A 24,046-nucleotide genomic window follows, 5' to 3' on the forward strand; every position below is an offset into this window, starting at 1 on the left:
CCCACGCCGGAAACGAACTCAAAGCTGGATAGAAACTGGGGGCAACGTCATAGGAGGCAAGATATGCTCGCTGTCGTAGGAGAGGACCATGAAGAGAATTCTGCTCGCCGCCTGCCAGATGCTGGTGGCCGCCGAGGCGCAGGCCGTCTCGCGCTACGACCCGACGCGCATGAGCTGCGATCGCGTGCAGGCGACGATCGCCAGGCAGGGCGCCGTCATCCTGCGCTACCAGTCGAGCCGCGTTCCGGGACTGCCGCTCTATGACCGCTATGTGCGGGACGAACGCTTCTGCAACATGGGCGAGGTGAGGGCGCGGGCCTATGTGCCCAGCGCCGACACCAAATCCTGCCCCGTCTATGTCTGCAAGCGGCCGGACTTCGACCGACACTTCCGCCGGCGGCTCTTCCCCCATCACTAGAGCAGCCCGGCGTTCGGCAAGCTTGTCAGAAACCGAATGATGCCTGCGCGGCCGGCGGCGGGCCGACGCGCACGCCTTCCATGGCCAACATCTTCTCCTTGGTGACCGAGCCGCCAGGTGCGGAGAAGCCGCCGATCTTGCCGCCGGCGGCAAGGATGCGGTGGCATGGAATGACCAGAGGCACCGGATTGGCGCCGAGGGCCGCACCGGTTTCGCGGGCGAGGCCGGAATGGCCGGCGCGCTTAGCCAGTTCGCCATAGGTGGTGGTCTCGCCGAAGCCGAGCTTGCGCGCGGCGTCATAGATGGCGAGGCGGAAATCGTCGACGCCGTCGAGATCGACCGACACGTCGGAAAAATCGACATCCTCTCCAGCCGCATAGGCCTTGATCGACGCGATCAGTTCGGCCACCCATTTCGGCTGCTCTGTCGTGGTCGAAACGCCGGCATGGCCAAACAGCCGGCGCTCGACCGCTTCGCGGCTGCGCTCGGGCAGGCAGAGCCGGATCAGACCCTTTTCGCTCCAGGCAATGCCCATGAAGCCGATCACTGTTTCTAACACTGCGTGGCCGGCCGTGATCGGTGATGCGTTTTCCATGGTGGGCTCCTTTCCGCAAATCGCGAAAAACAGGTACATGAATAGTACAGATAGGGAACAATATGGCAGTTTGCTTCGGGTCTCGCCACCCGAAACCTGCATACGGCCCCGATTGCCCGGTTGGAATCGCTCGTGTAAGGACTTTTTAACAACCGACAACCGGACCTGCAGGGCTTGGCAGCGAAAATCATCCTCTCCGCGATCGGCGCGCTCGTTGCCGCTGCCGGCCTCAGCGGCTGTACCTCGACCTCGCAGATGAAGGCCACGCCTGCGCTTGCAGCGGCTTCGACGCCGGCCGTCGAGGACGATACGCCGACCGTTGCGCTGCCTGAAACGGTGGCCGTGCTGCCGGAACCTTCCGGCCTCGCGCAGGTGCAGACGGCGGCTTTGACCGGCGATGCCGTGGCCATGGTGACGACGCCTGGGGCGGCGACGCCTGGCGCGCCGTTGCCACCGCCGGCGCAGCCGGGTGCTGCACTTCCGCCGCCGGCGCAACCTGCCGCGTTCGCCGGCTCGACGCCTGTGGCCGGCCAGTTTCCACCGCCGCCGGTGCTGATGGCCGGCGCGTCGCCGACCGGCCCCGCTTCGCTCAAGCAGGCAGCCGTCTATAGGACCGCCGGCGTTGCCATGCCGGTCACCGGCCAGTCGGCGAAGGTGGCTCCCATGCCGGGCGTCCAGCAGGTCGCCTATGTGGTGCCGCAGAACCCGGCGCTGCTTGCCCAACCGGGTCAGGCCGAACAGCATGCCACGGGGCCGCGCGCCGAGATCGAGCGGCTGATCGAGAAATATTCGGCGATCTATGAAGTGCCGGTCGATCTGGTGCGCCATGTCGTCAACCGCGAGAGCACCTTCAACCCGAAAGCCTACAATCACGGCCACTGGGGGCTGATGCAGATCAAGCACGCGACGGCGCGCGGCATGGGCTATGACGGGCCGGCAAGCGGGCTGTTCGACGCCGAGACCAATCTCAAATACGCGGTCAAATATCTGCGCGGCGCCTGGCTGGTCTCGGGCGGCAACGCCAAGCGCGCCGACACGCTCTACCAGACCGGCTATTATTACGACGCCAAGCGCAAGGGGCTGCTCGAGACGACGGGCCTCGGCGTCGACCGCCGCCGCCTGCAGCCAGGCGCCTGAGCATCCGGCCCGCTGCAATGCGCAGCCTGGAAGCGTAGCTGTTTCGGGGCTGCGACATGCACGAGAAAAGTGGTGCTCGCCCGCCGGCCCCCAACGACATCCGCCTTCGCAAGAGCCTCGACGATGCGCTGACCGCGCCGCATTGGCCGGAAGGTTTCGTCATGCGCTTATTCGAGCACAGGGACGCGCAGGCCCTGCATGCCTTGTTGGAGGAGGTGTTCAACGATGGCGCCGACGGCGCGTTCGACGACTGGTGGCCGCGTATCTCGGGCGATGCCGAGTTCGATCCGGACCTCTGTTTCCTCGTCATCGACGGCAAGGGCCTGCTGGCGGGTGCCGCCCTGTGCTGGACGTCCGGCTTCGTCAAGGATCTCGCCGTTCATCCGGACTCCAGAGGGCACGGCATCGGCGAGGCGCTGATGCGGCACGTGTTCCTGACCTTCCGCGACAGGGGCGCCGCCCATGTCGACCTCAAGACCAACATGGTCAACAACGCCGCCGCCTTCAGGCTCTACGAGCGGCTCGGCATGATCCCGATCGCCTGGGAAGGGTAGCATTTGCCTGCGACGGCGCAACCGAATGCGCGGCGGCATTGTGAACCGCTTCACACAGGCTGACGTTAGGACATGCTAATGCGTCGTGGTGCCGGGCGGCCGATCGGCGGATCGACGCTGGCAAGGCGTCGGAGGAGGCTGTGCCGGCATGCGTCAGCCACTCCAAGGCGGGCTCCGGGGCGGGGGTTTCGGAGCCCGCCCGCTTTGGTTTGAAATCCGCCCTTCCGTCCAGCCAGATCGCACCCTTTGGCGCGCCCAGGGATCATCCGTGATCCATGCTGAATGGCTGATGTTGGAACCCAAAGCGGCGCTCCGCATTCAAGTGCTGGGTGGGCATCTGATGGCTGTCGACGCGCGCAGTCTCCGTCGCCGGCTCCAAAGGGAGGTCCACCGCCGTGAAGCTTTTCCACGCCTTTCTTGCGCTGGCAGTCGGCGCCATGCTGGCGGCCGCTCCAGCGCGAGCCGTCGATCTGTCGATCGTATCGGGAGACACCGGCAACGGCATCAAGGTGCTGCGCGAGATACTCGACCGCTACGAGAAGCAGAGCGGCAATAAGGTCAACATCGTCGTCATGCCGCCGTCGACGACCGACCAGTTCGGCCAGTACAAATTGTGGCTCGCTGCCGGAAACACCGACATCGATGTCTATCAGACCGATGTGATCTGGGCGCCGCAGCTCGCCAGCCAGCTCGTCGACCTGACCGCGGCGACCAAGGACATCGTGGCCAAGCACTTCCCCTCGATCATCCAGTCGCAAACCGTCAACGGCAAGCTCATCGCGCTGCCGATCTTCACCGACGCGCCGGCGCTCTACTACCGCAAGGACTTGCTCGACAAATACGGCGCCAAGGTGCCGACCACCTGGAAGGAGCTGGCCGACACCGCCAAGCTCGTCATGGACAAGGAGCGCGCCGCCGGCAACAAGGACATGTGGGGCTTCGTCTTCCAGGGCAACGCCTATGAGGGGCTGACCTGCGACGCGCTCGAATGGGTGATGTCGAACGGCGGCGGCCAGATCATCGAGCCGGACGGCACCGTCTCCATCAACAATCCCAAGGCGGTGGCGGCGCTCGACCTGGTCAAGGGATGGATCGGCACCATCTCGCCGCCGGGCGTGCTCGCCTATCAGGAAGAGGAATCGCGCGGCGTCTGGCAGACCGGCAATGCAGTCTTCATGCGCAACTGGCCCTATGCCTATGCGCTCGGCAACGGCGCGGACGCGCCGATCAAGGGCAAGTTCGACGTCGCGTCGCTGCCCGCAGGCGAGGGCGAAGGCGCGCGGCCCGTCGCGACGCTCGGCGGCTGGAACCTTGCGGTCTCCAAATATTCGAAAAATCCGGACGCGGCGATCGATATGGTCAAGTTCGTCGCTTCGCCCGAGATGCAGAAATACCGGACGCTGAGGACGTCCAATTTGCCGACGATCCAGGCGCTCTATGACGATGCCGACATCGCCAAGGAACAGCCGATCATCCCGCGCTGGAAGGAGGTCTTCCTCAACGCTGCGCCGCGCCCTTCGGCGGCGGTCAAGATCAAGTACAATGAGGCGTCGAGCCAGTTCTGGACCGCCGTGCACAAGACCTTGTCCGGCGAAGGAAGTGCTGCCGACAATCTCGCCGATCTCGAAGTGACGCTGACCAAGCTGAAGGGCAGCGGCTGGTGACCGCGGAGCCTGCGGGGGCAGGCTCTGGCGTTCGTGCCAGCAGGGCAGGCCCCGGCGGGTCCGTGCTGACGAAGGCGGGCCCGCCGGGAGCAGCCGCTGCCGGGCGGCCGTCCTCGCGGCTGATGGCGCAGCGTGTGCGCTCTGCCTGGCTGTTTCTGACGCCGATGCTTCTGGTGCTGGCCGCGGTTGCCGGCTGGCCGTTGATCCGCACCGTCTATTTCAGCTTCACCGATGCCTCGCTGTCCGACCTCGACGCCCGCCAATGGGTCGGCTTCGCCAACTATTTCTCGATGCTGAGCATGCCGAGCGGCCGCACCATCTATGACGGGCTGCTGGTCGATCCGGTGTGGTGGCGCGCCGCCTGGAACACGGTGCGCTTCACGGCCGTCTCGGTCGTCGCCGAGACGATCCTCGGCATGATCGTCGCGCTCGTGCTCAACGCCGAGTTTCCGGGCCGCGGCATCGTCAGGGCGGCGATCCTCATTCCTTGGGCGATCCCGACGATCGTCTCGGCCAAGATGTGGCAGTGGATGCTCAACGACCAGTTCGGCATCATCAATGTCGTGCTGCTGAACCTCGGGCTGATCCATGCCAAGATCGCCTGGACCGCCAGCGCCGACACCGCGATGGTGGCGGTGCTGATCGTCGACATCTGGAAGACGACGCCGTTCATGGCGCTCTTGATCCTTGCGGCACTGCAGATGCTGCCGCGCGAGATCATCGAGGTCGCCAGGCTCGACGGCGCCAATCCGTGGCAGATCTTCTGGCGGGTGACCTTGCCGCTGATCCGCCCGGCGGTGATGGTGGCGGTGATCTTCCGCGCGCTCGATGCGCTGCGCATCTTCGACCTGATCTATGTGCTGACGCCCAACAACGTGCAGACCAAGTCGATGTCGGTGTTCGCGCGCGAGAACCTGTTCGAGTTCGACAAGTTCGCCTACGGCTCGGCCGCCTCGACGCTGCTGTTCCTGATCCTCGCGCTGCTCACCATTTCCTACATCCGGATCGGCCGGATAAGCCTGGACGGAGGCCGCTGATGGCAATGCTGAAGCGCGCGGCCTTCTATCTGCTGGTTGCGGTGATCGTCTTCATCGCCGTCTTCCCGTTCTACTACGCCATCGCCACCAGCCTGAAATCGGGAACCGAGCTCTTCGAGGCGAACCTTTGGCCGCAGGTGATCAGCTTCGCCAACTACAGGAACGTGCTCACCGAGGGCACCTTCCTGCGCAACCTCGTGAATTCGCTGGTCGTCTCGGGCGCCGTCGTGTTCATCTCGCTGCTGCTTGGCGTCACCGCCGCCTATTCGCTGGCGCGCATCCGTTTTCGCGGCCGCTCGGCGCTGATGCTTGCCATCCTGTCGGTCTCGATGTTTCCGCAGGTGGCGGTGCTGGCCGGTCTGTTCGAGATGATCCGCTGGGCCGGCCTCTACAATTCGCTGATCGCGCTGATCTTCTCCTACATGATCTTCACTCTGCCGTTCACCGTCTGGGTGCTCACCACCTTCGTGCGCGACCTGCCGGTCGAGATCGAGGAAGCGGCGATCCTCGATGGCGCCACGCCATGGATCATCATCACCCGCGTCTTCCTGCCGCTGATGTGGCCGGCGCTGGCGACGACGGGGATGCTCGCCTTCATCGGCGCGTGGAACGAGTTCCTGTTTGCGCTGACCTTCACCTCGAACAATGCGCAGCGCACCGTGCCGGTGGCGATCGCGCTGCTTTCCGGCAGCTCGCAGTTCGAGATCCCCTGGGGTAACATCATGGCCGCGTCGGTGATCGTCACCGTGCCGCTCGTGGTGCTGGTGCTGATCTTCCAGCGCAAGATCGTTTCCGGCCTCACCGCCGGCGGCGTCAAGGGTTAGGACGCAACCGGCGGGGCCATTCCGCGTTGGGTGTCGGAGGGGCTGATCGGAGATTTCAGATGAGAACGCTTCTGACCGTGGCCGCCATCGCCTTGCTTGCCGGCGCGCCGGCCGCCTTTGCCCAGTCGAACGATACCAGCCCGGATGCAGTCGGCCCCATGGTGACGGCGGACAAGGTCGACACGCAGACTTTCGTCACCACCGTGCCCAACGCCAACCAATTCGAGATCCAGTCGAGCAAGCTGGCGCAGGAGAAATCAGCATCGGCCGACGTCAAGGCCTTCGCCAAGCAGATGATCGAGGACCACACCAAGGTTGCTGAGGATTTCAAGGCGGCGATGAGCCAGGGCCAGACGACCGCTTCGATCAAGCCCGCCGGTCCCGCGCTGGGGCCGAAGGAGCAGCAGATGCTGGGCGAGCTGAAGGAGGCGAGCGGCAAGGACTTCGACCAGAAATACATCAAGATGCAGATCGATGCGCACAGGGATGCGGTTGCGCTGTTCAGCACCTATGCGAAATCGGGCGACGACCCGGCGATGAAGGAATTCGCCAAGAAGACGCTGCCGGTGCTCAAGACGCACGAGAAGCATGTGAAGGAGCTGGCCGTCGCCCATCAGGGCTGAGAGCGGGTGGGTTCTGTCGGCCGGAGCGGCGCTCAGCTCGTTCTGATCTGCTCGACCGCGGTTGCCAGCAGTTCTTGCATGGCGGCGCGAATCTGAACATCTGACTGGGCGACGCCTGCCGCGTCGAAATCGGCGCGTACCTTGCGGAACACGTCGTTGTCGCCTGCTTCCTCGAAGTCCGCGCGCACCACCTCTTTCGCATAGGCGTCGGCATCCGCACCGGATTTGCCAAGCTTCTCGGCGGCCCATAGGCCGAGCAGCTTGTTCCGGCGCGCCATGGCCTTGAACTTTGTTTCCTCGTCCATCGCGAACTTCTTTTCGAAGCCTTCCTGACGGTCTCTCATGCTGCTCATGATTTGCCTCGTTCAGATGTGAGTCCGACCTTCATCCGCTGTCTGGGGAAGCGCGGCCAGGTGAAGCGAAAGTGGTGCGTGTGGACGCCGTTAACAAGGCCTGATCATGCCGTGGAAGCCGCGGACTTGAAATTCGCGCAGGTGCGAGGAGCTTTCGTCCCGATGTGATTTGACCTCGCCGCGCCTTGACCTACCCTCGACCGCTAGCTGGATGAGCGGAGGAGACCGGCAATGCGGTCACCTTTCAACCAGATACGCAGCGTCGCGCTGGTCGCGGCCCTTGTCCTTGCCGCCGGCAGCGCGGCCTACGCCGATGCCGGCGGCCTGAAGGACTTCGGCGTCAACCTGATGACGCTCCCGCCCGGCGGCTGGTCGAGCCAGCGCCACTGGCACAGCCACGAGGACGAACTCGTCTATGTGCTGGAGGGCGAGCTGACGCTGGTCGAGGACGGCGGCGAAACGCTGCTCAGGGCCGGCGACTGCGCGACCTTCGCCAAGAACAGCGGCAACGGCCACCACATGATCAACCGCTCGTCGGTGATGGCGCTATCTGGAAGTCGGCTCGCGCAACCCGGACGATGTCATCACTTGCTCCGACATCGACATGATGAGCCCGAGTTCGGATGGAAGGTTTTTGCACAAGGATGGGACGTGTTATCCGGGGCAGGGGTGAGGCCTGACGCAAAGGCAGATCAAGCCGGACAGGAGGGAAAGCGATCGCCAGTCGGGGTGCATAACTTGGAGCCGGTGCAATTTCCACTTGTCTTTAAAGTAAAGTCGTCCTCAAATCCCTGCGGGGATAGGGCGGGCGAGTCATGAACAAGCTACCGTGAGCAAGCTTGAGCGGGCTAAGGCAAGGGCCGCAAGGACATCTGACGTCGTCAACATTGCCTAGTTTGCTATGCAAACGGCCCGATTTTAGTGTGGGTTCAATAATTTGGGGATTGATAATGGAAGAGGAAAGTAAATTTCACGTCTGTCTATATAGGGGAAAGAACGCCAGGCCATGCTATGGGGAAGACCTCAGAGTTCCCTGAAAGCATCGATGAGTCTGTAGAAATTTCCGACCGGAGCAGGAGTAAGACGCCATCCGAATTTAAGGATATGTTTGATTTGTTCCGCGAATCGATGATCGGTTATATCTATTTTCTTCCATTTATATCTTATATTGGACCAGTTATAACAGATTGAATACAAAACACAGAGTTAACAGAATTTTGCGAAACTAATAGCGTTAAAACGGTCCATTATAAAGAGCGCGATGTGTATGAGCTCGGTCAAAGCAAATACTCTGCATATCGCGCAATTGAGGCTAGTAGGAAATCTGCTCGGTTTGTCTCAAAGCAGGTTCCCAAGATGCCAACAATAGGTATCGTTGGAAGCCTTGATCATTATCTGTCGGTGATAATGAAAGAGATACTTAAAAAGTATCCGTCGATGATATCTGACAGCGACAAGCAAATCTCTGTTCGTGATATTTTCAAGTCCAATTCACTGGAGGATTTTAAAGATTTTCTTCTAGATCGTGAGGTAGAAACGATCACTAGAAGTTCTTTTGAGGACCAAGTTGACTGGATTGAGAAAAGATTAAACTTAAATAAGAAAATAAAAGACGACTATAAAAAGTGGACTAACCTGATAGAAATTATTGAGAGGAGAAATTTGTTCGCTCATGCGAATGGCATTGTAAACGATATTTATATCAAGAACGTATCAATCGCGTCTGGAAACGAAACAATAAAAGTAGAAAATGGAGAGGAGCTATTTTCTTCGCCGGCGTATTTTAAAGCTAGCTTAGAAAATATATGCGAGTTTGGTATTAAGATTATACAAGTCTCTTGGAGAAAGCTGGAACCAAAGGAATCTAGCATTGCGGATGATGTTCTTGGTGATTTTGGTTACAATCTGATTGAGCGGGGGGAGTACAAGCTCGCGTCTTCTATTCTTGATTTCGCCGTCAATGAGATTCGAGGTAAGGTCTCGGAGGCAAGAAGGCGCATGAATATAGTAAATTTGGCGAACGCCTATAAGTTGGACGAACGCGAAGCCGAAGCAATGAAGACTCTGGAAGCGGAAGATTGGACCATCGTAAGTGATGAGTTCGCAATAAGCGTCGCGGCTATCAAACGAGACATCCCTGCGGTTCTATCTTATATGCGGAGGCTATCTCAGAGCGGAGAATGGAATGGGAGTACACGTGAAGAGTGGCCTGTCTTTTCTCACGTGAGTGATGATCAGGACTTTAGAGATGAGTTCGAAAAATTATTTGGCCGAGGATACATTCCGGAAGAAAAAGGTAGGTACAAACTAATCGGAAAACCAATTAGAAGGCCTCGGGCTGGCACAAAAAAGGCTCTTGGAAGAGGTCAGGCAAAGGAACACAATTTAATTCTAATTGAAGGTGATAAAAAGGGATAGGGATTTTTACTTTTGATTTTCTGGTAAACGGGTCGATGAGATCGACGCTCCTTCGTATATTTGCCGCTCTTTCAAGTGTTCGCTTAGAATAAGTGGGGGTGACCCAATCGTTAAGCAAAATACTCCTGCAGCGGCCGAACCTCCAAGTTCCCCGCGCGCAGCGCCGCAATCGCCTCGGCCACGGCTGCCGCACCCGACAGCGTCGTGTAATACGGCACCTTCTGCATCAGCGTCGCGCGGCGCAGCGACTTCGAGTCCGACACCGCTTTCTGGCCGTCGGTGGTGTTGAAGACGATCTGGACCTGGCGGTTGCGAATGGCGTCCTCGATGTGGGGGCGGCCTTCGAGCACCTTGTTGATCTTTTCCGCCACCACGCCGTTTTCGGCGAGGAAGCGCGCGGTGCCGGAGGTGGCGAGCACCTTGAAACCCTGGCCGGCGAGGCGCTTCACCGCCGGCAGGATGCCCTTCTTGTCCTCGTCGCGCACCGAGACGAACAGCGTGCCCGCGCGGGGGAGATCAACACCCGCTCCCAGTTGGCTCTTGGCGAAGGCCAAAGCGAAGTCGCGGTCGAGGCCCATCACCTCGCCGGTCGAGCGCATTTCCGGCCCGAGCAGTATGTCGACGCCGGGGAAGCGGGCGAAGGGGAACACGGCTTCCTTGACCGCGATGTGGCCCGGATTGCGCGGGTCGGGCATCGCGCCGTAATGGGCGAAGGCATTTTCCAGCGTCTCGCCGGCCATGATGCGGGCGGCGATCTTGGCGATCGGACGCCCGATGGTCTTGGCGACGAAGGGCACGGTGCGCGAGGCGCGCGGGTTCACCTCCAGCACATAGACGGTGCCGTCCTTGATCGCGTATTGCACGTTCATCAGGCCGCCGACATTCAGCGCGCGGGCAAGTGCGGCGGTCTGGCGCTCCAGCTCGTCGACGAGATCCGGATGCAGCGAATGCACCGGCAGCGAGCAGGCACTGTCGCCCGAATGGATGCCGGCCTCCTCGATATGCTCCAGGATGCCGGAGACAAAGGTATCCTTGCCGTCGCACAGGCAGTCGACATCGACCTCGGTGGCGCCGGTGAGATAGGTGTCGAACAAGAGCGGGTTCTTGCCGAGCAGCGTGTTGATCTGGCCGGTCTTGTCGTTGGGGTATTTCTGCTTGATGTCCTCCGGCACCAGGCCGGGCACGGTGTCGAGCAGATAGGTCTGCAGCATGCCTTCGTTGTAGATGATCTGCATGGCGCGGCCGCCGAGCACATAGGACGGGCGCACCACCAGCGGGAAGCCGAGCTCGCCGGCGACGAGGCGCGCCTGCTCGACCGAATAGGCGATGCCGTTCTTCGGCTGGGTGAGGCCGAGCTTGTGCAGCAGCTTCTGGAAGCGGTCGCGATCCTCCGCCAGGTCGATCATGTCGGGCGAGGTGCCGAGGATCGGGATGCCGGCCTGCTCCAGCGCGTCTGCCAGCTTCAGCGGCGTCTGGCCGCCGAACTGGACGATGACGCCGACGAGCTCGCCGGACGCCTGCTCGGCGCGCAGGATCTCCAGCACGTCCTCCGGCGTCAGCGGATCGAAATAGAGGCGGTCGGAGGTGTCGTAGTCGGTCGATACCGTTTCCGGGTTGCAGTTGACCATGATCGCCTCGAAGCCGGCGTCGCGCAGCGCGAAGGCGGCATGGCAGCAGCAATAGTCGAACTCGATGCCCTGGCCGATACGGTTGGGGCCGCCGCCGAGGATGACGACCTTCTTGCGCGAGGAGACCTGCGCCTCGTTGGCCAAAGCGCCGGCGAAGGGCACTTCATAGGTCGAGTACATGTAGGCGGTGGGCGAGGCGAATTCGGCGGCGCAGGTGTCGATGCGCTTGTAGACCGGATGGACGTCGAGCTTTTCTCTGACCTGCTGAATCACTTCCGCGTCGGTCTTCGTCAGCGACGCGAGGCGGGCATCGGAGAAACCCATCGCCTTCAGCATGCGCAGGTTCTCGGCGTCCTGCGGCAGGCCGTGCTCGCGGATGCGCTCCTCCATGGCGATGATGCCGGCGATCTGCTCGAGGAACCACGGGTCGATCTTGCACATGGCGTGCACGTCTTCCAGCGAGGTGCCCATGCGGATCGCCTGCGCCACCATGCGCAGCCGGTCGGGCGTCGGCGTGCCGAGCGCGGCGCGAATGGCGTTGCGGTCGTCGACGTGATTGGCGGCGGCAGGCCCGTGGCCGATGCCGGGGATCTCGATCTCGTCGAGGCCGGTGAGGCCGGTTTCCAGTCCGCGCAACGCTTTCTGTAGCGACTCCTGGAAAGTACGGCCGATCGCCATCACTTCGCCCACCGACTTCATGGCGGTGGTCAGCACCGGCTCGGCGCCCGGGAATTTCTCGAACGCAAAGCGCGGGATCTTCGTCACCACATAGTCGATCGACGGCTCGAACGAGGCGGGCGTAGCGCCGCCGGTGATGTCGTTCTCAAGCTCGTCCAGCGTGTAGCCGACGGCGAGCTTTGCCGCGACCTTGGCGATCGGGAAGCCGGTCGCCTTCGAGGCCAAGGCGGACGAGCGCGAGACGCGCGGGTTCATCTCGATCACCACCAGGCGGCCGTCGGCCGGGTTGACGGCGAACTGCACGTTGGAGCCGCCGGTCTCGACGCCGATCTCGCGCAGCACCGCGATCGAGGCGTTGCGCATCATCTGGTATTCCTTATCGGTCAAGGTCAGCGCCGGCGCGACGGTGATGGAATCGCCGGTGTGCACGCCCATCGGATCGAGATTCTCGATCGAGCAGATGATGATGCAATTGTCCGCCTTGTCGCGGACGACCTCCATCTCATATTCCTTCCAGCCGAGCACGCTTTCCTCGATCAGCACCTCGGTGGTCGGCGAGGCGTCGAGGCCGGACTGGACGATGTCGTAGAATTCGGCGCGGTTGTAGGCGATGCCGCCGCCGGTGCCGCCCATGGTGAAGGAGGGGCGGATGATGGCCGGCAGGCCGACATGGTCGAGCGCTTGGGCGGCGATCGCCATGGCGTGGCTGATGTAGCGCTGCTTGCGGTCGCCTTCGCCGAGGTTCCAGCGCGTCTCAAGCGCGTCGAGCGCGGCGTCGAGGTTCTCGGGGTGCTCCGCCTTCAGCGCGGCGCGCTCGGCCTCGTGGATCTTGCGGTCGGCGTCCTTGACCTCTGTGGCGTTGGCCAGCATCGAGCGCGGCGTTTCCAGGCCGATCTTGCTCATCGCCTGGCGGAACAGCGCGCGGTCCTCGGCCTTGTCGATGGCGTGCGCGTCGGCGCCGATCATCTCGACATTGTAGCGGTCGAGCACGCCCATGCGGCGCAGCGACAATGCCGTGTTCAGCGCCGTCTGGCCGCCCATGGTGGGCAGCAATGCGTCCGGCCGCTCCTTGGCGATGATCTTGGCCACCACTTCCGGCGTGATCGGCTCGATATAGGTGGCGTCGGCCAGCTCCGGATCGGTCATGATCGTGGCCGGATTTGAGTTGACCAGGATGACGCGAAAACCCTCTTCCTTCAGCGCCTTGCACGCCTGGGTGCCGGAATAGTCGAACTCGCATGCCTGGCCGATGACGATGGGGCCGGCCCCGATGATCAGGATCGACTTGATGTCGGTGCGTCTTGGCATGTCTTTCGAATTCCGTTCGGCGAGCGGCTTGCACGAAAAACCGGGACGGGGGACCCGGCCGGTTGTGCTTGCGATTCTGGTATCAGGCTAGGAGGGCCTTATAGGGAAGAGTTTTGCCCGATGTAACCCCGAAAATGCGGCATCAGGGCAGTAGGGAATAGGCAGTAGGGCGGCGGGGCTGTCTTCTCCTACTGCCTAATCCCTACTGCCTATTCCCTGATCAACTATTCCCCCAGCGCAAGCGCGTCGGTGATCTCGAAACGTTCGGAAATGCCAACGCGGATCATGTTCAAGCTGCCCTCGCGGGTGAAGCGGAACTCGTCGGCAGCGTCCGAGCCGGCCGGCTTGCCGTCAAGGAAGGTGATGACGCGCGTGCCGCCATCGGGCCAGGTCACCGTCACGACGCTGTCGCCACCCTCATGAGCGACGCTGATCTCGCAACGGGTCATCGGCTGGCCGACATGGCGCGCGCAGGGAATGCCGCCGTCGGCATCGGGGGCAGGGGTGTCCGAACCGGGAAGCGCCCCTGCCGACGCCGCGAAGGCGAGGCCATAGGCATCCTGCATGGCGGTCACGCTGATATCGGCCGCGGATGGCGGCTCGTCCGGCTCGGTGCCGCCCAGGCGCGCCGCGATGTCCGGCGGTTCTTGGGAGGGCTGGGGCGCGTCGGCTTGCTGAGGCAGGCTGGCGTCAGTCGCCGGCGCGGCGGCATCTTCCGGCGCCGGCGCCGGATTGTTGGGGCTGAGATAGCGGGCGGGCGCCCATCCGGTGATGTGCGCGTCCTGCGTATCCTCGACCTTGCACCAGGGGTAGTTGTTGACGAGCCTGCAGCCGTAATTCTTCACGGCCGCGCCGTTCGGCAGGCGCACCGTTATCTTTCCGCCGGGCGAAGCGGTGGCGCGGATATTGAGGAGATCGTCCGGCGCGAGGCCGCTAACGATCGAAATGATCGTGCCTGGCGCATCCTGAGCCAAGGCCGGCAAGGCGGCCAGCAGCAAAGGAGCGGCGATCAGCAATGTCGATCGGAGCGTGACTTTGCGCTTCATCCCTCGGCCATGGGCAATGCACTGCAATTTTCAAGCGCGACCGGAATCGGCGCTCACCTCAAGCCAAGGCGTTTGTAGGGGAGGTTGCCGTCGCATGTCATCTCCAAAATGGACGCTTCGGCCCTGCCGCTCGATCGGATACGAGCTCCGCTCGATCCTGGATATGAGCCTCGCTCGATCTTGGATATGAGCTTCGCTCAATCCTGGATACGAGCTTCGCTCAATCCGGATATGAACTTCGTTCAATCCTTTATAAAACCGGTCCGCAGCGCGTGCGCCCATTCCGGCCGTCCCGCCTGTTCGGCCTGCTTTGCGGCGGCTTCATGGTCGTAGTCCACGGCGATCGCCTCGAAGCGATCGGGGCGGTAAGCCGCATCCAACTCGACGATGCCATAGCGCGCATGCGGGGTGCCCTGCTCGGAGACATGCGCCGGCGGCGTATCGTCGGAATAGGCTGGGCAGCCGACGCTGCCTGGGTTGAAGACGACCGGGCCGCCCGGAATGCGGATGAGCTCGCTGCGATGGCTGTGGCCGCACAACGCGATGCGGCAGGCAGGGTCGAGCGACTTCAGCCGCCGCTTGATCGCAGCGAGCGGCGCGCGCACCAGCTGGCCGTCGAGGATCGCATCGGCGAGGTATTTTTCGTCATGGTCGGGCCTGGCGTGGAAGGCCACGATGCCCGGCGCGATCTCAAGCGTGAGCGGCAAGGCAAACAGCGCTTCGCGTTGCGCGGCGGTCAGCCGCTCCTGCGCATAGCGGTCGGATGGCCACATTTTCTCGTCGGTCGGGTCCTCGGCGACACGACGGTCGTGGTTGCCGCGCACCGTCGGCAGGCTGAGCGCTTCCAGCCGCTGCATGGTTTCGCGCGGCCAGAGCGGGCCGGAGACGCAATCGCCGAGATTGACGATGAGGTCGGCGCCGCCGCGTTGCGCGAGGTCGTCGAGCACGGCGTCCAAGGCCAGCACGTTGCCGTGGATGTCGGCGAGAACGGCAATGCGCATCAGGCGTCGATTTCGCTGTCGACGGTGCCGACCATTGGCAGCGCCTTGTCCTCGCCGGCGGCCGCGATCACGCTGTCGAGCAGGCCGGGGAAGCGCTTGTCCAGGTCGTCGCGGCGCAGCGTGATCAGCCGGCTGGTGCCGACCGCCTCGGTGCGGGTGACGCCCGCCTCGCGCAGCTTGGCGAGGTGGTAGCTGAGGTTGGTCTTGGAGGCGAGATCAAGGAACTTGCCGCAGTTCATCGGCACGCCTTCCTTGCTGGCGAGGAAGCGCACGATTGCCAGCCTGGTCGGGTCGCCGAGCACGGCAAGCACGATCGGCAGGCTGATCTGATCGGCGGTCGGGTGGGGCAGGGTCATGAGCCAGAATTAAGCACAAACGGAACCAACTTCAACGCGTCTCGTCCTCTTGCCGGTTTACACAGCTTCTTCGTTTGGTTCGTCGTTCTTGGCCCGTCCTGACACAGGGCTGTCAGCAGGGTTCAGCTATTTTCTGCCGGCTCGGTTGACATCATGCCCTGTCATGTCCAATTGTTCAATAACTTTTGAACTAAGGACACATCCCCATGGACAAGCGGATCTTCTGGCTTGCGCTCGGATCGTTTGCGATCTCGACCGAAGGCTTCGTCATCTCCAGCCTTCTTCCCGATATCGCTGCCGATGCCGGCATCTCCGTCGCGCTCGCCGGCTCGCTGATCACCGCCTTCGCGCTTGCCTATGCGATCGGCGCGCCGGTGCTCGCGACGCTGACCGGCGAGTGGGACCGGCGGCGCGTCATCCTGTGGACGCTGGTCTTCTTCGTGATCGGCAATCTGGTCGCGGCGGTGAGCTCTTCTTTCGAATTGCTGCTGATCGCGCGCATCGTGATGGCGCTGTCGTCCGGCCTGTTCGCGGCGGCCGCTCAAGGGACGGCAGTGGCGCTGGTCGATGACCACCACCGCGCCCGCGCCATCGCCGTCGTTGTCGGCGGTACCACGGTGGCTGTCGCGGTCGGGGCGCCGCTCGGCGCGCTGGTTGCGGCCATTGCCGGCTGGCGCGGCACGTTCTTCGCCATCGCCGGGCTCGGCGCGCTCGCCGGCGCTATCCTGTGGTACCGGCTGCCGCGCGGCATCGTCGGCACCAGGCTGCCGCTCAAGGCGCGGCTGGCGGCGGCGGTCCGTCCCGGCGTGTTGCCGATCCTGGTCACGACCGTGCTGGCTCTGGTCGGCGCCTTCACCGTGTTTGCCTTCATTGCGCCTTTGGCGATCGAGAGCGGCGGTCTCAGCCCGCTTGCGCTGCCCGGCATGCTGCTTGCATTTGGCGTCGGCGCGGTCATCGGCAACATCGCCGGCAGTCAGGCCGCCGACCGTTTCGGTGCGACGCGCACCGTTGCCTGGTCGTTGGCGCTCTCGGCTGCGACGCTGATCACCTTCTCGCTGATCCCGATCTTCCTGCCGCATTCTGTCGCCGGGCCGGCGCTGATAGGCATGATGGTGCCGTGGGGCATCGTCGGTTGGGCCTTCCCGCCGGCACAGGCGAGCCGAATTATCAAGATCGCGCCCGACGCTGCGACGATCGTGCTCTCGCTCAATGCCTCGGCGCTTTATTTCGGCGTCGCGCTTGGCGCCGTGGTCGGGGGTGCTGTGCTGCGCTTCGGCGCACCCGCCGATCTCGGCCTGATTGCGGCTCTGTTCCCGATCGCGGGGCTCGGCGTCGTGCTGGCGGGCCGCGCGTTTGCGCGCCCGGTCGCCATGCCGGCAGAATAAAACAGCCGCGGAGTTGATCGATGGCCGCTTCTTCAGGTGGAAGGAGTGGCCGCCGGCATTTCGAAATCGAGTGCGGCGACATGGTCGAGCGCCGCGCGCAGATTTGCCGCATATTCCTGGCCGACCATGGCCTCGAAGCGCTGCTGCGCCGCGCTCCATAATTTCATCGCTTCCTCGAGCTTGACCCGCCCCTGCGGCGTCAGCCGCACGCGCTTGACGCGGCGGTCGTCCTTGTCTGCAAAGGTCTCGACAAAGCCGTCGCGGATCAGCGGCTTCAGCGTATGACCGAGCGCCGACAGGTCCATGATCAGCGCCTCGGCGATGGCGCCCATCGCCGGCTCGCCGCCGATGTGGATCTGGTAAAGCAGGCCGTATTGCGTTCCCTTAAGGCCCGACGGCGCCAGCACGTCGTCATAGAAGCGACCGAGCTTGCGCCCGGCGCGGCGCAGCGTGGCGTTGTTGCAAAGGGTTAGGCCGGGCAGGGCGGGCTGCGACATTGCGGGCGGTTCCTGGGCTGGCGAATTTACGGACGCCTGCCTCCGCCAGAAATAATTGCGGCATTCCCGATTGACAAGATAGTGGCATATGCCCATTTCCAGAAAGTGGTATATGCCACCAATTGAAGATCATGCAACTTCGGCAAGGGAAAGGGTTCTTGCCCGGTCCCCCACCGAGGCCAAAAAGGAACAGGACAATGAGCAAGACAAATAACAAGGGCACGGCCGTCATCACCGGCGCTTCCTCGGGCATCGGCGCGGTCTATGCCGACCGGCTGGCCGGACAGGGCTTCGATCTGGTGCTGGTGGCGCGGCGCGCCGACCGGCTGCAGGAGGTGGCGGACAGACTGGCTTATGCCTATGGCCGCAAGGTCAAGACAATTGTCGCCGATCTCTCCGACGACGCCGACCTGCGTCGCGTCGAGCAGGCGATCGCGACGGATGAGAGCGTGACGCTGCTGGTCAACAATGCCGGCATGGGCGGCATCGAGACGGTGGCGACAGCCGATGCCGACGCTGCCGAGCGCATGATCAAGGTCAATGTCGTTGCCTTGACGCGTCTGACCCGCGCGGTGCTGCCGGGGCTGCTCGCGCGCAATCGCGGCGCCATCGTCAACATCGCCTCCGTCGTAGCCTATGGCATCGCCGTCGGCGGCATCTACAGCGGCACCAAGGCCTATGTCGTCAACTTCACCGAAGCGCTGCAGAAGGAGGTCGCCGGCACAAAGGTGAAGGCGCAGGTAGTGCTGCCCGGTCCGATCCGCACCGAGTTCTGGGACGTCTCCGGCATTAGCCTCGACAGGATCAACCAGGACTGGGTGATGAGCGCTGACGATCTGGTCGATGCCGCGCTTGCCGGGTTCGCCCAGGGCGAGACCGTCACCGCGCCCGGCCTTGCCGACCCGGCCGGGCTGGACACCTATCTCGGCGCGCGGGACCAGTTCTACGGCAGTCTGTTCGCCGGCAAGCCGGCGGCGCGCTACGCCGTATAGTTTCCGCCTCTCTCAGGCTGGCCGCCACATCTGCAGGATCGAGGCGGCCAGCAGCAGGCCGAGCACGATATTCAGCGCGCGCCACTGCCGCTCGGTTTTGAGTAGCCGGGCGAGCAGCGTGCCGGCCACGCACCACAGCGACAGCGAGAAAGCCGCCGCAAGGCCGAACACGGCGCCGAGCAGCAACGCCAACTGCAAGGGACCGTCGGCGAGCGCCGCGAAGGATGCGGCGGCACCCAATCCCATCGCCCAGCCTTTCGGGTTCATCCACTGGATGCCGGCGCCGCCGAGGAAGCTGTTCGGCGTGGCCATGGTCACGTCGAGGTTGGGCGGACCGCTGCGGCCGATCCTGATCGCCAGCCAGATCAGATAAAGCGAACCGGCGATTCTCATGGCAAGCTGCAAGGAAGGGACCGCGGTCAGCAGTCCGGCGAGGCCGGCAGCGCCCGCCGCCGCCACCGAGGCCAGTCCCGCGGCGCTGCCGGCCATCAGCGGCACGGAGCGGCGAAAGCCGAACTGCGCGCCGGATGCCGTCGACAGCGTCGTGGCGATGCCGGGCGTCGAAGTCGAGATCAGCGCGAACAGGACAAGGGGGAGGATTGTTGCGGACATCTGGGCTTTCCCGATCGGAAGAGCCGGCATGCTAGGCGCTTTGATCCATCAGTAAATGCAATGTTTGATATGACAATCATTAGCATTTATAATGAAGGAATGAACCGCGATCTCGATACCACACTCGTCCGCACTTTCGTCACAGCAGCCGAAAAGGCGAGCATGACGGGCGCTGCAAATGCCCTCAATCTGACCCAAGGCGCCGTCAGTCAGCAGATCAAGCGACTGGAAGAGGTTCTTGGCCAGACACTGTTCGAGCGTGACCGGCGCGGCCTGAAGCTGACGCGTTCCGGCGAACGGCTGCTCGACAAGGGGAGGCGTCTGCTGCAGCTCAACGACGACATCCTGGCGGAGATAAGCGGCAAGGCGGTCGCCGGCCAGGTGCGGATCGGCGTGCCTTACGACCTTGTCGGCACGTTGCTTCAACCCGTGCTCAAGACTTACGCCGAAGCCCATCCGCAGGTGGAGATCTCGCTGGTCTGCGCTTCCTCGCCGGAGCTCGCGGCCGGGCTGGCCGCGGGGAACATCGATCTTGCCGTCATCGAGGAGCGGGCCGGTCGGACGGCTGGCGAATGCCTGCTGGTCGACCGCCTGGTCTGGGTCGGCGCCAGGGGCGGCACGGCGCGTTTGAAGCGGCCGCTGCCGGTGTCGATGGTCGCCGACACCTGCGCCTTCCGTCCGGCGGTGCTGGCAGCGCTCGGCGAGCATGGGCTCGGCTGGCGCACCGTGTTCGAGAACGGCAATATCGACGCAACAACGGCGACCGTGCGCTCCGACCTTGCTGTGACCACCTGGCTCGCCTCGACGGTTCCGGCCGACCTCGACATCCTGTCCGACGCCGGCCTGCCGGCGCTGCCGAATTTTTCGGTCAACCTGCATGTGCCGAAACATGCCGTCGCGCCGGCGGCGCAAGCCTTCGCGGCTCATATCCGCGAGGGTCTGGCGCGTTATCGCCAGGCGGCGTGAAGGCATTTCCTCGCCCCCGCCAAAGCGGGGGGAGAGGTGGCCGCGAAGCGGCCGGAGAGGGGGCTTCGTAGAGCGAGAGCATAGGGATATTGGCCGTGGTCGCGCCAGTCCCCCGCTCCGTCTCGGCTGCGCCGAGCCACCTCTCCCCCAAGTTCGTGGGGGCGAGGAAAGAAGTGCCGATATTACTTCCAGTTCTTGCGCCGCTCGAGTTCGGCATCCGAAGGCTGCTCTGTCGCGAAAGATCCGGTCTTGATCGCGCCGCCACGTTCATAGGTCGCCATGATGACGCCGGTGCTCGAGACCTGCGACTTGATAAGCTTGAAGGCGGCCGGAATCGCTTCATCGCCGAACAGCCGCTTGCCCTTGCCCAGCAACAGCGGGAAGATCATCAGCCGGATCTCGTCGATCAGCCCGTTGGCGAGCAGGGTCTGGATCAGATTGCCCGATCCCTGGATGAGCAGGTCAGGTCCGTCTTCCTGTTTGAGCTGCCTGAGCCTTGCAACGACATCCGGCCCAAGCGACTGGGTGTTCTGCCAGGTCAGGGTATCCGGCCGATGCGTCGCCACATATTTGGTCGCAGGGTTGAAGGCATCCGCGATCGGATCTTTCTGATACGGCCAGTACGCGGCGAAGATGTCGTAGGTTCTGCGGCCGAGCAGCAGCGCAAAGGGTTTGGAAAATAATTCATCCAGAGCCGCGCCCGCCACCTCGTCAAAGTAATGGAAGGTCCAGCCGCCGAACTTGAAGCCGCCGACCGGATCCTCTTCCGGTCCGCCCGGCGCCTGCATGACGCCGTCGAGGCTGATGAAGGTGGCGGCGATGATCTTTCGCATGGTCTTCTCCTTTCGTGATCCGCACCATCACGGCCGGATTTCAGCCTAGAGCAGTTCAGCATTCACAGAAGCGCTGAGCTGCTCTAAGTGTCTGTTTTTATGCAATTCCAGACGGAAAACCGTTACGCACTCGTCCTGGAATTGCTCTAAGGACGAACGACGGGTCTCCATTTCGACAACCGCCGACAAAGTTTTTAGCGTTTGCCGCCGCGAATGATACGCGACGAGAACCAGACATCGCCGAAGACGGCGGTGGCGGTGCGGTCAGGTGCCTTGTCTTCACTCAGCCAGATCGAGCGCGTGCGGGCGGCGCGCTCGCGGGTTGGCACTTTTGCTTCCGGCCCGGCGATCCAGGCGCCGACGCAGGGGATGAACCAGGAGCCCATGAAGGGTTGGCAGGCAAAGCCGCCCTCCATGCGCGTGACAATCACCGCAAGGCCGATGCGCTCGGCGGGACGCCAGGGGAAGATCATGCGGCCGCCGGGTTTGAGCGCCCTCAACCATGCCGCGGGAGGGGCCGCGACACCGGCATTGACATAGATGATGTCAGAAGGTCGGAGCAGGCTGGTGACCGCGTTGCCCTGGATCACTTTCACATTGCCGTAAGCTGCAAGATTTTGGCTTGCTCGCTCCGCGAGATCGGGCTCGAGTTCGAAGGCGGTGACTTCACCTCCAGGCTCGACCAGCCTTGCCAGCAGCGCGGTGTAGTAGCCGGTGCCGGCACCGATATGAGTGATGGCTTCGCCGGGCTTCGGTTTGACCTTGCCGATCCACATGGCGTGCAGAACCGGCTCGCCATTGTTGATGCCCTTGTCGGCATCGAGCACCACCAGCACGTTCTGATAGATGTAGCTCGGATCGGCAGTCGGCGTTTTGAACCCGCCGTCGCCGGCGAAAACGGTCCACGGCCCGGGCCCGAGAAAGGCCTCGCGCGGCACCGAGGCGAACACCTCCTCAATGCGGGGATCGGCGGAGCGCGCATGCGCGGCCATCAGCTTGGCGTAGAATTTTCGGGCGTCGTCCGATCCGGTCATGCTTCCAGAAGATAGCGCGGCCGGCTCGGATGTCGCGGCCTGATCTCAGCCGGCAAAAGTGTCGAAGAGCAGCTTGAAGTTGAGCACCAGGATGATGGCCGCGACCACCCATGCGAGCGCGGCGACGCCGCGCGGGATGGCGAAATTGCCCATTTTCTTCTTGTCCGACACGAACTGCACCAGCGGCACCACGGCGAAGGGCAACTGCATCGACAGCACCACCTGGCTGAAGACGAGGAGCTGGGCGGTGCCCTTTTCGCCGTAGAGCGCGGTGACGATCACGACGGGGACGATGGCAATGCCGCGCGTCAGCAGGCGACGCGCCCATTGCGGGATGCGCAGGCGCAGGAAGCCTTCCATCACGATCTGGCCGGCGAGCGTCGCGGTGACCGTCGAGTTGAGACCGGAGGCGAGCAGCGCGACCGCGAACAGGATCGAGGCGATGCTCAAGCCCAGCAGCGGCGAGAGCAGCTCGAAGGCCTGACCGATCTCGGCGACATCCTGGTGCCCGGTGCCGTGGAAGGCCACGGCCGCAACGATCAGGATGGAGGCGTTGACGAACAGCGCCAGGATCAGCGCGATGGTCGAATCCGTCGTCGCCCACTTGATGGCGTCACGCTTGCCCGTATCGGTGCGCGCATAAGCGCGGGTCTGCACGATCGAGGAGTGCAGGTAGAGATTATGCGGCATCACGGTGGCGCCGATGATGCCGATGGCGATGTAGAGCATTGTCGGGTTGGTGACGATCTCGGACGACGGCACGAACATCGAATGCAGGATCATGCCGGCCGGCGGCGCGGCAACGAAGATCTGGACGGCAAAGCAGCCGAAGATGATGATCAGCAGCGCGATGACGAAAGCTTCGAGGTAACGGAAGCCTCGGTTCATGAGCAGCAGCACAAGGAAGGCGTCGAGCGCGGTGAGCACGGCACCGCCGATCAGCGGAATGCCGAACAGCAGTTGCAGCGCGATCGCCGTGCCGATCACCTCGGCGAGGTCGCAGGCGATGATCGCGAGCTCGCAGGCGATCCAGAGCAGGAAATTGACCGGGCGCGGATAGTAGGCGCGGCAGGCCTGCGCGAGGTCGCGGCCGGTGGCGATGCCGAGGCGGGCGGCCAGCGCCTGCAGCAGGATCGCCATCAGGTTCGACAGCATGATGACGAAAAGCAGCGTGTAGCCGAACTGGGCGCCGCCGGCGAGGTCGGTCGCCCAGTTGCCCGGGTCCATATAGCCGACCGACACCATGTAGCCCGGGCCCATGAAGGCGAACAGGCGGCGGAACCAGACGCCGGTCCACGGCACTGCAATCGTGGCGTTGACCTCGCGCAGGCTGGGCTGCTCGCCCTCATCGGCGCGGGCAAATTGCCACGAGGAACGGGATACGGCTTCTGCGTCGGACATCATGGACTTCCGCTGGAATGTATTGATGGCGCCCCTTATCTATGCCACGGCTCAACATTATGCAATAGGCTATATTTCATTGTTTGTGCTTTTATCCACTGGTGCAGGGGGGGCCGGTTGCACGTGAGCGGGAATGCAAATAAACGGCCGGAGCACCGGGGTTCGTGTTATGAATGCGATCCCCGATTCAGCCTTCGGCCAGCCAAGAAGGAGCGCGTGTTGGCGCTGAGGAACAGACCGGTTCGACGTGAAGAGCCGCTTCCCGATGCCGAAATCCATTCGGAGGGGTTCCGGCATACGCGCGAGGCGCGCCGCAGCGCGCTCGTCGAGGACTATGTCGAGCTGATCGCCGACCTGATCGAAGACGGCAACGAAGCCCGTCAGGTCGATATCGCAGCCAGGCTTGGCGTCGCGCAACCCACCGTGGCGAAAATGCTGACCAGGCTCTGCGCCGACGGGCTGGTCTCCAGAAAGCCCTATCGCGGGGTGTTCCTGACCGAGGCCGGCCGCAAGGTGGCGGAGGAGAGCCGCATCCGCCACCAGACGGTGGAAGCGTTCCTGCGCTCGCTGGGCGTCAGCGCCGAGACGGCGCGCATCGATGCCGAGGGCATCGAACACCATGTCAGCGCCGAGACGCTGGAAGCCTTTCGCAGGGCGATGATAACCCGCTAAGCCAACTGGGCTCC

At 63.2% G+C, this 24,046-nt stretch carries 23 protein-coding genes and 1 pseudogene; 13 read left to right on the top strand and 11 right to left on the bottom strand.

Features of this window, described 5'->3' with window-relative positions:
• The first annotated feature begins 88 nt into the window (after positions 1–88).
• A complete protein-coding gene (locus AU465_RS31830; protein ID WP_192256815.1) occupies positions 89–418 on the top strand; it encodes a hypothetical protein in 330 nt (109 codons plus the stop codon).
• A 25-nt stretch (positions 419–443) separates the two neighbouring features.
• Here AU465_RS31830 and AU465_RS31835 read toward each other — a convergent pair whose 3' ends face one another.
• Complete coding sequence (locus AU465_RS31835; RefSeq protein ID WP_192256817.1) at positions 444–1,013, bottom strand: methylated-DNA--[protein]-cysteine S-methyltransferase; 570 nt, start codon at positions 1,011–1,013, stop codon at positions 444–446.
• 174 nt (positions 1,014–1,187) lie between these two features.
• On the opposite strand from AU465_RS31835, the gene AU465_RS31840 reads away from it, so the two are divergent.
• The 6 genes from AU465_RS31840 to AU465_RS31865 all read left to right on the top strand — a co-directional run bounded on the left by AU465_RS31840 (position 1,188) and on the right by AU465_RS31865 (position 6,852).
• Positions 1,188–2,150, top strand: a complete 963-nt coding sequence (locus tag AU465_RS31840) for a lytic transglycosylase domain-containing protein (RefSeq protein ID WP_192256818.1) — start codon at positions 1,188–1,190, stop codon at positions 2,148–2,150.
• Between the two features lie 56 nt (positions 2,151–2,206).
• A complete protein-coding gene (locus AU465_RS31845) occupies positions 2,207–2,704 on the top strand; it encodes a GNAT family N-acetyltransferase (protein ID WP_192256820.1) in 498 nt (165 codons plus the stop codon).
• A gap of 395 nt (positions 2,705–3,099) precedes the next feature.
• Complete coding sequence (locus tag AU465_RS31850; protein WP_192256822.1) at positions 3,100–4,368, top strand: ABC transporter substrate-binding protein; 1,269 nt, start codon at positions 3,100–3,102, stop codon at positions 4,366–4,368.
• 122 nt (positions 4,369–4,490) lie between these two features.
• Positions 4,491–5,405, top strand: coding sequence for a carbohydrate ABC transporter permease (locus AU465_RS31855; protein ID WP_246506600.1), 915 nt, complete (start codon positions 4,491–4,493; stop codon positions 5,403–5,405).
• Positions 5,405–6,229, top strand: a complete 825-nt coding sequence (locus AU465_RS31860) for a carbohydrate ABC transporter permease (protein WP_192256826.1) — start codon at positions 5,405–5,407, stop codon at positions 6,227–6,229. The genes AU465_RS31855 and AU465_RS31860 overlap by 1 nt, the downstream gene beginning before the upstream one ends.
• 59 nt (positions 6,230–6,288) lie before the next feature.
• Entirely contained in the window at positions 6,289–6,852 is a 564-nt protein-coding gene (locus AU465_RS31865) for a DUF4142 domain-containing protein (protein WP_192256828.1), read from the top strand.
• 32 nt (positions 6,853–6,884) lie between these two features.
• Here AU465_RS31865 and AU465_RS31870 read toward each other — a convergent pair whose 3' ends face one another.
• Entirely contained in the window at positions 6,885–7,205 is a 321-nt protein-coding gene (locus tag AU465_RS31870; protein ID WP_192256830.1) for a DUF1476 domain-containing protein, read from the bottom strand.
• Between the two features lie 312 nt (positions 7,206–7,517).
• Here AU465_RS31870 and AU465_RS31875 point away from each other — a divergent pair.
• A pseudogene (locus AU465_RS31875) lies at positions 7,518–7,878 on the top strand (cupin domain-containing protein); the annotation flags it as partial.
• A 590-nt stretch (positions 7,879–8,468) separates the two neighbouring features.
• Complete coding sequence (locus AU465_RS31880; RefSeq protein WP_192256832.1) at positions 8,469–9,623, top strand: hypothetical protein; 1,155 nt, start codon at positions 8,469–8,471, stop codon at positions 9,621–9,623.
• Positions 9,624–9,733: 110 nt separating this feature from the next.
• On the opposite strand, the gene carB is transcribed toward AU465_RS31880, so the two are convergent.
• From carB to AU465_RS31900, 4 genes are all read right to left on the bottom strand, one after another.
• Positions 9,734–13,237: a carbamoyl-phosphate synthase large subunit gene (gene carB / locus AU465_RS31885; RefSeq protein ID WP_192256841.1), complete on the bottom strand. Its 3,504-nt coding sequence runs from the start codon at positions 13,235–13,237 to the stop codon at positions 9,734–9,736.
• 224 nt (positions 13,238–13,461) lie between these two features.
• Positions 13,462–14,283: an SH3 domain-containing protein gene (locus AU465_RS31890; RefSeq protein WP_192256844.1), complete on the bottom strand. Its 822-nt coding sequence runs from the start codon at positions 14,281–14,283 to the stop codon at positions 13,462–13,464.
• Between the two features lie 242 nt (positions 14,284–14,525).
• On the bottom strand, positions 14,526–15,284 hold the full coding sequence (locus AU465_RS31895) for a metallophosphoesterase family protein (RefSeq protein ID WP_192256845.1): 759 nt from the start codon (positions 15,282–15,284) through the stop codon (positions 14,526–14,528).
• Entirely contained in the window at positions 15,284–15,640 is a 357-nt protein-coding gene (locus tag AU465_RS31900; RefSeq protein WP_192256847.1) for an ArsR/SmtB family transcription factor, read from the bottom strand. Before AU465_RS31900 ends, AU465_RS31895 begins: the two co-directional genes overlap by 1 nt.
• Positions 15,641–15,846: 206 nt before the next feature.
• On the opposite strand from AU465_RS31900, the gene AU465_RS31905 reads away from it, so the two are divergent.
• Positions 15,847–17,025 carry an MFS transporter gene (locus tag AU465_RS31905; RefSeq protein WP_192256849.1) on the top strand — a complete coding sequence of 393 codons (1,179 nt, stop codon included), beginning with the start codon at positions 15,847–15,849 and terminating at the stop codon, positions 17,023–17,025.
• 32 nt (positions 17,026–17,057) lie between these two features.
• On the opposite strand, the gene AU465_RS31910 is transcribed toward AU465_RS31905, so the two are convergent.
• A complete protein-coding gene (locus tag AU465_RS31910) occupies positions 17,058–17,522 on the bottom strand; it encodes a MarR family winged helix-turn-helix transcriptional regulator (RefSeq protein ID WP_192256851.1) in 465 nt (154 codons plus the stop codon).
• A 197-nt stretch (positions 17,523–17,719) separates the two neighbouring features.
• Between AU465_RS31910 and AU465_RS31915 the strand changes: the two genes are divergently transcribed.
• A complete protein-coding gene (locus AU465_RS31915; RefSeq protein ID WP_192256853.1) occupies positions 17,720–18,514 on the top strand; it encodes an SDR family NAD(P)-dependent oxidoreductase in 795 nt (264 codons plus the stop codon).
• A gap of 12 nt (positions 18,515–18,526) precedes the next feature.
• On the opposite strand, the gene AU465_RS31920 is transcribed toward AU465_RS31915, so the two are convergent.
• Positions 18,527–19,126: a LysE family translocator gene (locus AU465_RS31920; protein ID WP_192256855.1), complete on the bottom strand. Its 600-nt coding sequence runs from the start codon at positions 19,124–19,126 to the stop codon at positions 18,527–18,529.
• Between the two features lie 99 nt (positions 19,127–19,225).
• Here AU465_RS31920 and AU465_RS31925 point away from each other — a divergent pair, with 99 nt between their 5' ends.
• Positions 19,226–20,092: a LysR family transcriptional regulator gene (locus AU465_RS31925; protein WP_192256857.1), complete on the top strand. Its 867-nt coding sequence runs from the start codon at positions 19,226–19,228 to the stop codon at positions 20,090–20,092.
• Between the two features lie 182 nt (positions 20,093–20,274).
• Here AU465_RS31925 and AU465_RS31930 read toward each other — a convergent pair whose 3' ends face one another.
• From AU465_RS31930 to AU465_RS31940, 3 genes are all read right to left on the bottom strand, one after another.
• Positions 20,275–20,925: a dihydrofolate reductase family protein gene (locus AU465_RS31930; protein WP_192256859.1), complete on the bottom strand. Its 651-nt coding sequence runs from the start codon at positions 20,923–20,925 to the stop codon at positions 20,275–20,277.
• 194 nt (positions 20,926–21,119) lie between these two features.
• Positions 21,120–21,959 carry a protein-L-isoaspartate O-methyltransferase family protein gene (locus tag AU465_RS31935; RefSeq protein ID WP_192256861.1) on the bottom strand — a complete coding sequence of 280 codons (840 nt, stop codon included), beginning with the start codon at positions 21,957–21,959 and terminating at the stop codon, positions 21,120–21,122.
• 45 nt (positions 21,960–22,004) lie between these two features.
• Positions 22,005–23,360 carry an Nramp family divalent metal transporter gene (locus tag AU465_RS31940; protein ID WP_192256863.1) on the bottom strand — a complete coding sequence of 452 codons (1,356 nt, stop codon included), beginning with the start codon at positions 23,358–23,360 and terminating at the stop codon, positions 22,005–22,007.
• A gap of 219 nt (positions 23,361–23,579) precedes the next feature.
• On the opposite strand from AU465_RS31940, the gene mntR reads away from it, so the two are divergent.
• Entirely contained in the window at positions 23,580–24,032 is a 453-nt protein-coding gene (gene mntR / locus AU465_RS31945; RefSeq protein ID WP_192256865.1) for a manganese-binding transcriptional regulator MntR, read from the top strand.
• The last annotated feature ends 14 nt before the right edge of the window (positions 24,033–24,046 follow it).

This window comes from Mesorhizobium silamurunense (assembly GCF_014843905.1).
Lineage (GTDB): Bacteria > Pseudomonadota > Alphaproteobacteria > Rhizobiales > Rhizobiaceae > Mesorhizobium > Mesorhizobium silamurunense.

Excerpts from the sequence above, each read along its gene's own strand:
- AU465_RS31830 (WP_192256815.1), top strand. The coding sequence starts at position 89 with ATGAAGAGAATTCTGCTCGCCGCCTGCCAGATGCTGGTGGCCGCCGAG.
- AU465_RS31835 (WP_192256817.1), bottom strand. The coding sequence starts at position 1,013 with ATGGAAAACGCATCACCGATCACGGCCGGCCACGCAGTGTTAGAAACA.
- AU465_RS31845 (WP_192256820.1), top strand. The coding sequence starts at position 2,207 with ATGCACGAGAAAAGTGGTGCTCGCCCGCCGGCCCCCAACGACATCCGC.
- AU465_RS31855 (WP_246506600.1), top strand. The coding sequence starts at position 4,491 with ATGGCGCAGCGTGTGCGCTCTGCCTGGCTGTTTCTGACGCCGATGCTT.
- AU465_RS31860 (WP_192256826.1), top strand. The coding sequence starts at position 5,405 with ATGGCAATGCTGAAGCGCGCGGCCTTCTATCTGCTGGTTGCGGTGATC.
- AU465_RS31865 (WP_192256828.1), top strand. The coding sequence starts at position 6,289 with ATGAGAACGCTTCTGACCGTGGCCGCCATCGCCTTGCTTGCCGGCGCG.
- AU465_RS31870 (WP_192256830.1), bottom strand. The coding sequence starts at position 7,205 with ATGAGCAGCATGAGAGACCGTCAGGAAGGCTTCGAAAAGAAGTTCGCG.
- carB (WP_192256841.1), bottom strand. The coding sequence starts at position 13,237 with ATGCCAAGACGCACCGACATCAAGTCGATCCTGATCATCGGGGCCGGC.
- AU465_RS31890 (WP_192256844.1), bottom strand. The coding sequence starts at position 14,283 with ATGAAGCGCAAAGTCACGCTCCGATCGACATTGCTGATCGCCGCTCCT.
- AU465_RS31895 (WP_192256845.1), bottom strand. The coding sequence starts at position 15,284 with ATGCGCATTGCCGTTCTCGCCGACATCCACGGCAACGTGCTGGCCTTG.
- AU465_RS31900 (WP_192256847.1), bottom strand. The coding sequence starts at position 15,640 with ATGACCCTGCCCCACCCGACCGCCGATCAGATCAGCCTGCCGATCGTG.
- AU465_RS31905 (WP_192256849.1), top strand. The coding sequence starts at position 15,847 with ATGGACAAGCGGATCTTCTGGCTTGCGCTCGGATCGTTTGCGATCTCG.
- AU465_RS31910 (WP_192256851.1), bottom strand. The coding sequence starts at position 17,522 with ATGTCGCAGCCCGCCCTGCCCGGCCTAACCCTTTGCAACAACGCCACG.
- AU465_RS31915 (WP_192256853.1), top strand. The coding sequence starts at position 17,720 with ATGAGCAAGACAAATAACAAGGGCACGGCCGTCATCACCGGCGCTTCC.
- AU465_RS31920 (WP_192256855.1), bottom strand. The coding sequence starts at position 19,126 with ATGTCCGCAACAATCCTCCCCCTTGTCCTGTTCGCGCTGATCTCGACT.
- AU465_RS31925 (WP_192256857.1), top strand. The coding sequence starts at position 19,226 with ATGAACCGCGATCTCGATACCACACTCGTCCGCACTTTCGTCACAGCA.
- AU465_RS31930 (WP_192256859.1), bottom strand. The coding sequence starts at position 20,925 with ATGCGAAAGATCATCGCCGCCACCTTCATCAGCCTCGACGGCGTCATG.
- AU465_RS31935 (WP_192256861.1), bottom strand. The coding sequence starts at position 21,959 with ATGACCGGATCGGACGACGCCCGAAAATTCTACGCCAAGCTGATGGCC.
- AU465_RS31940 (WP_192256863.1), bottom strand. The coding sequence starts at position 23,360 with ATGTCCGACGCAGAAGCCGTATCCCGTTCCTCGTGGCAATTTGCCCGC.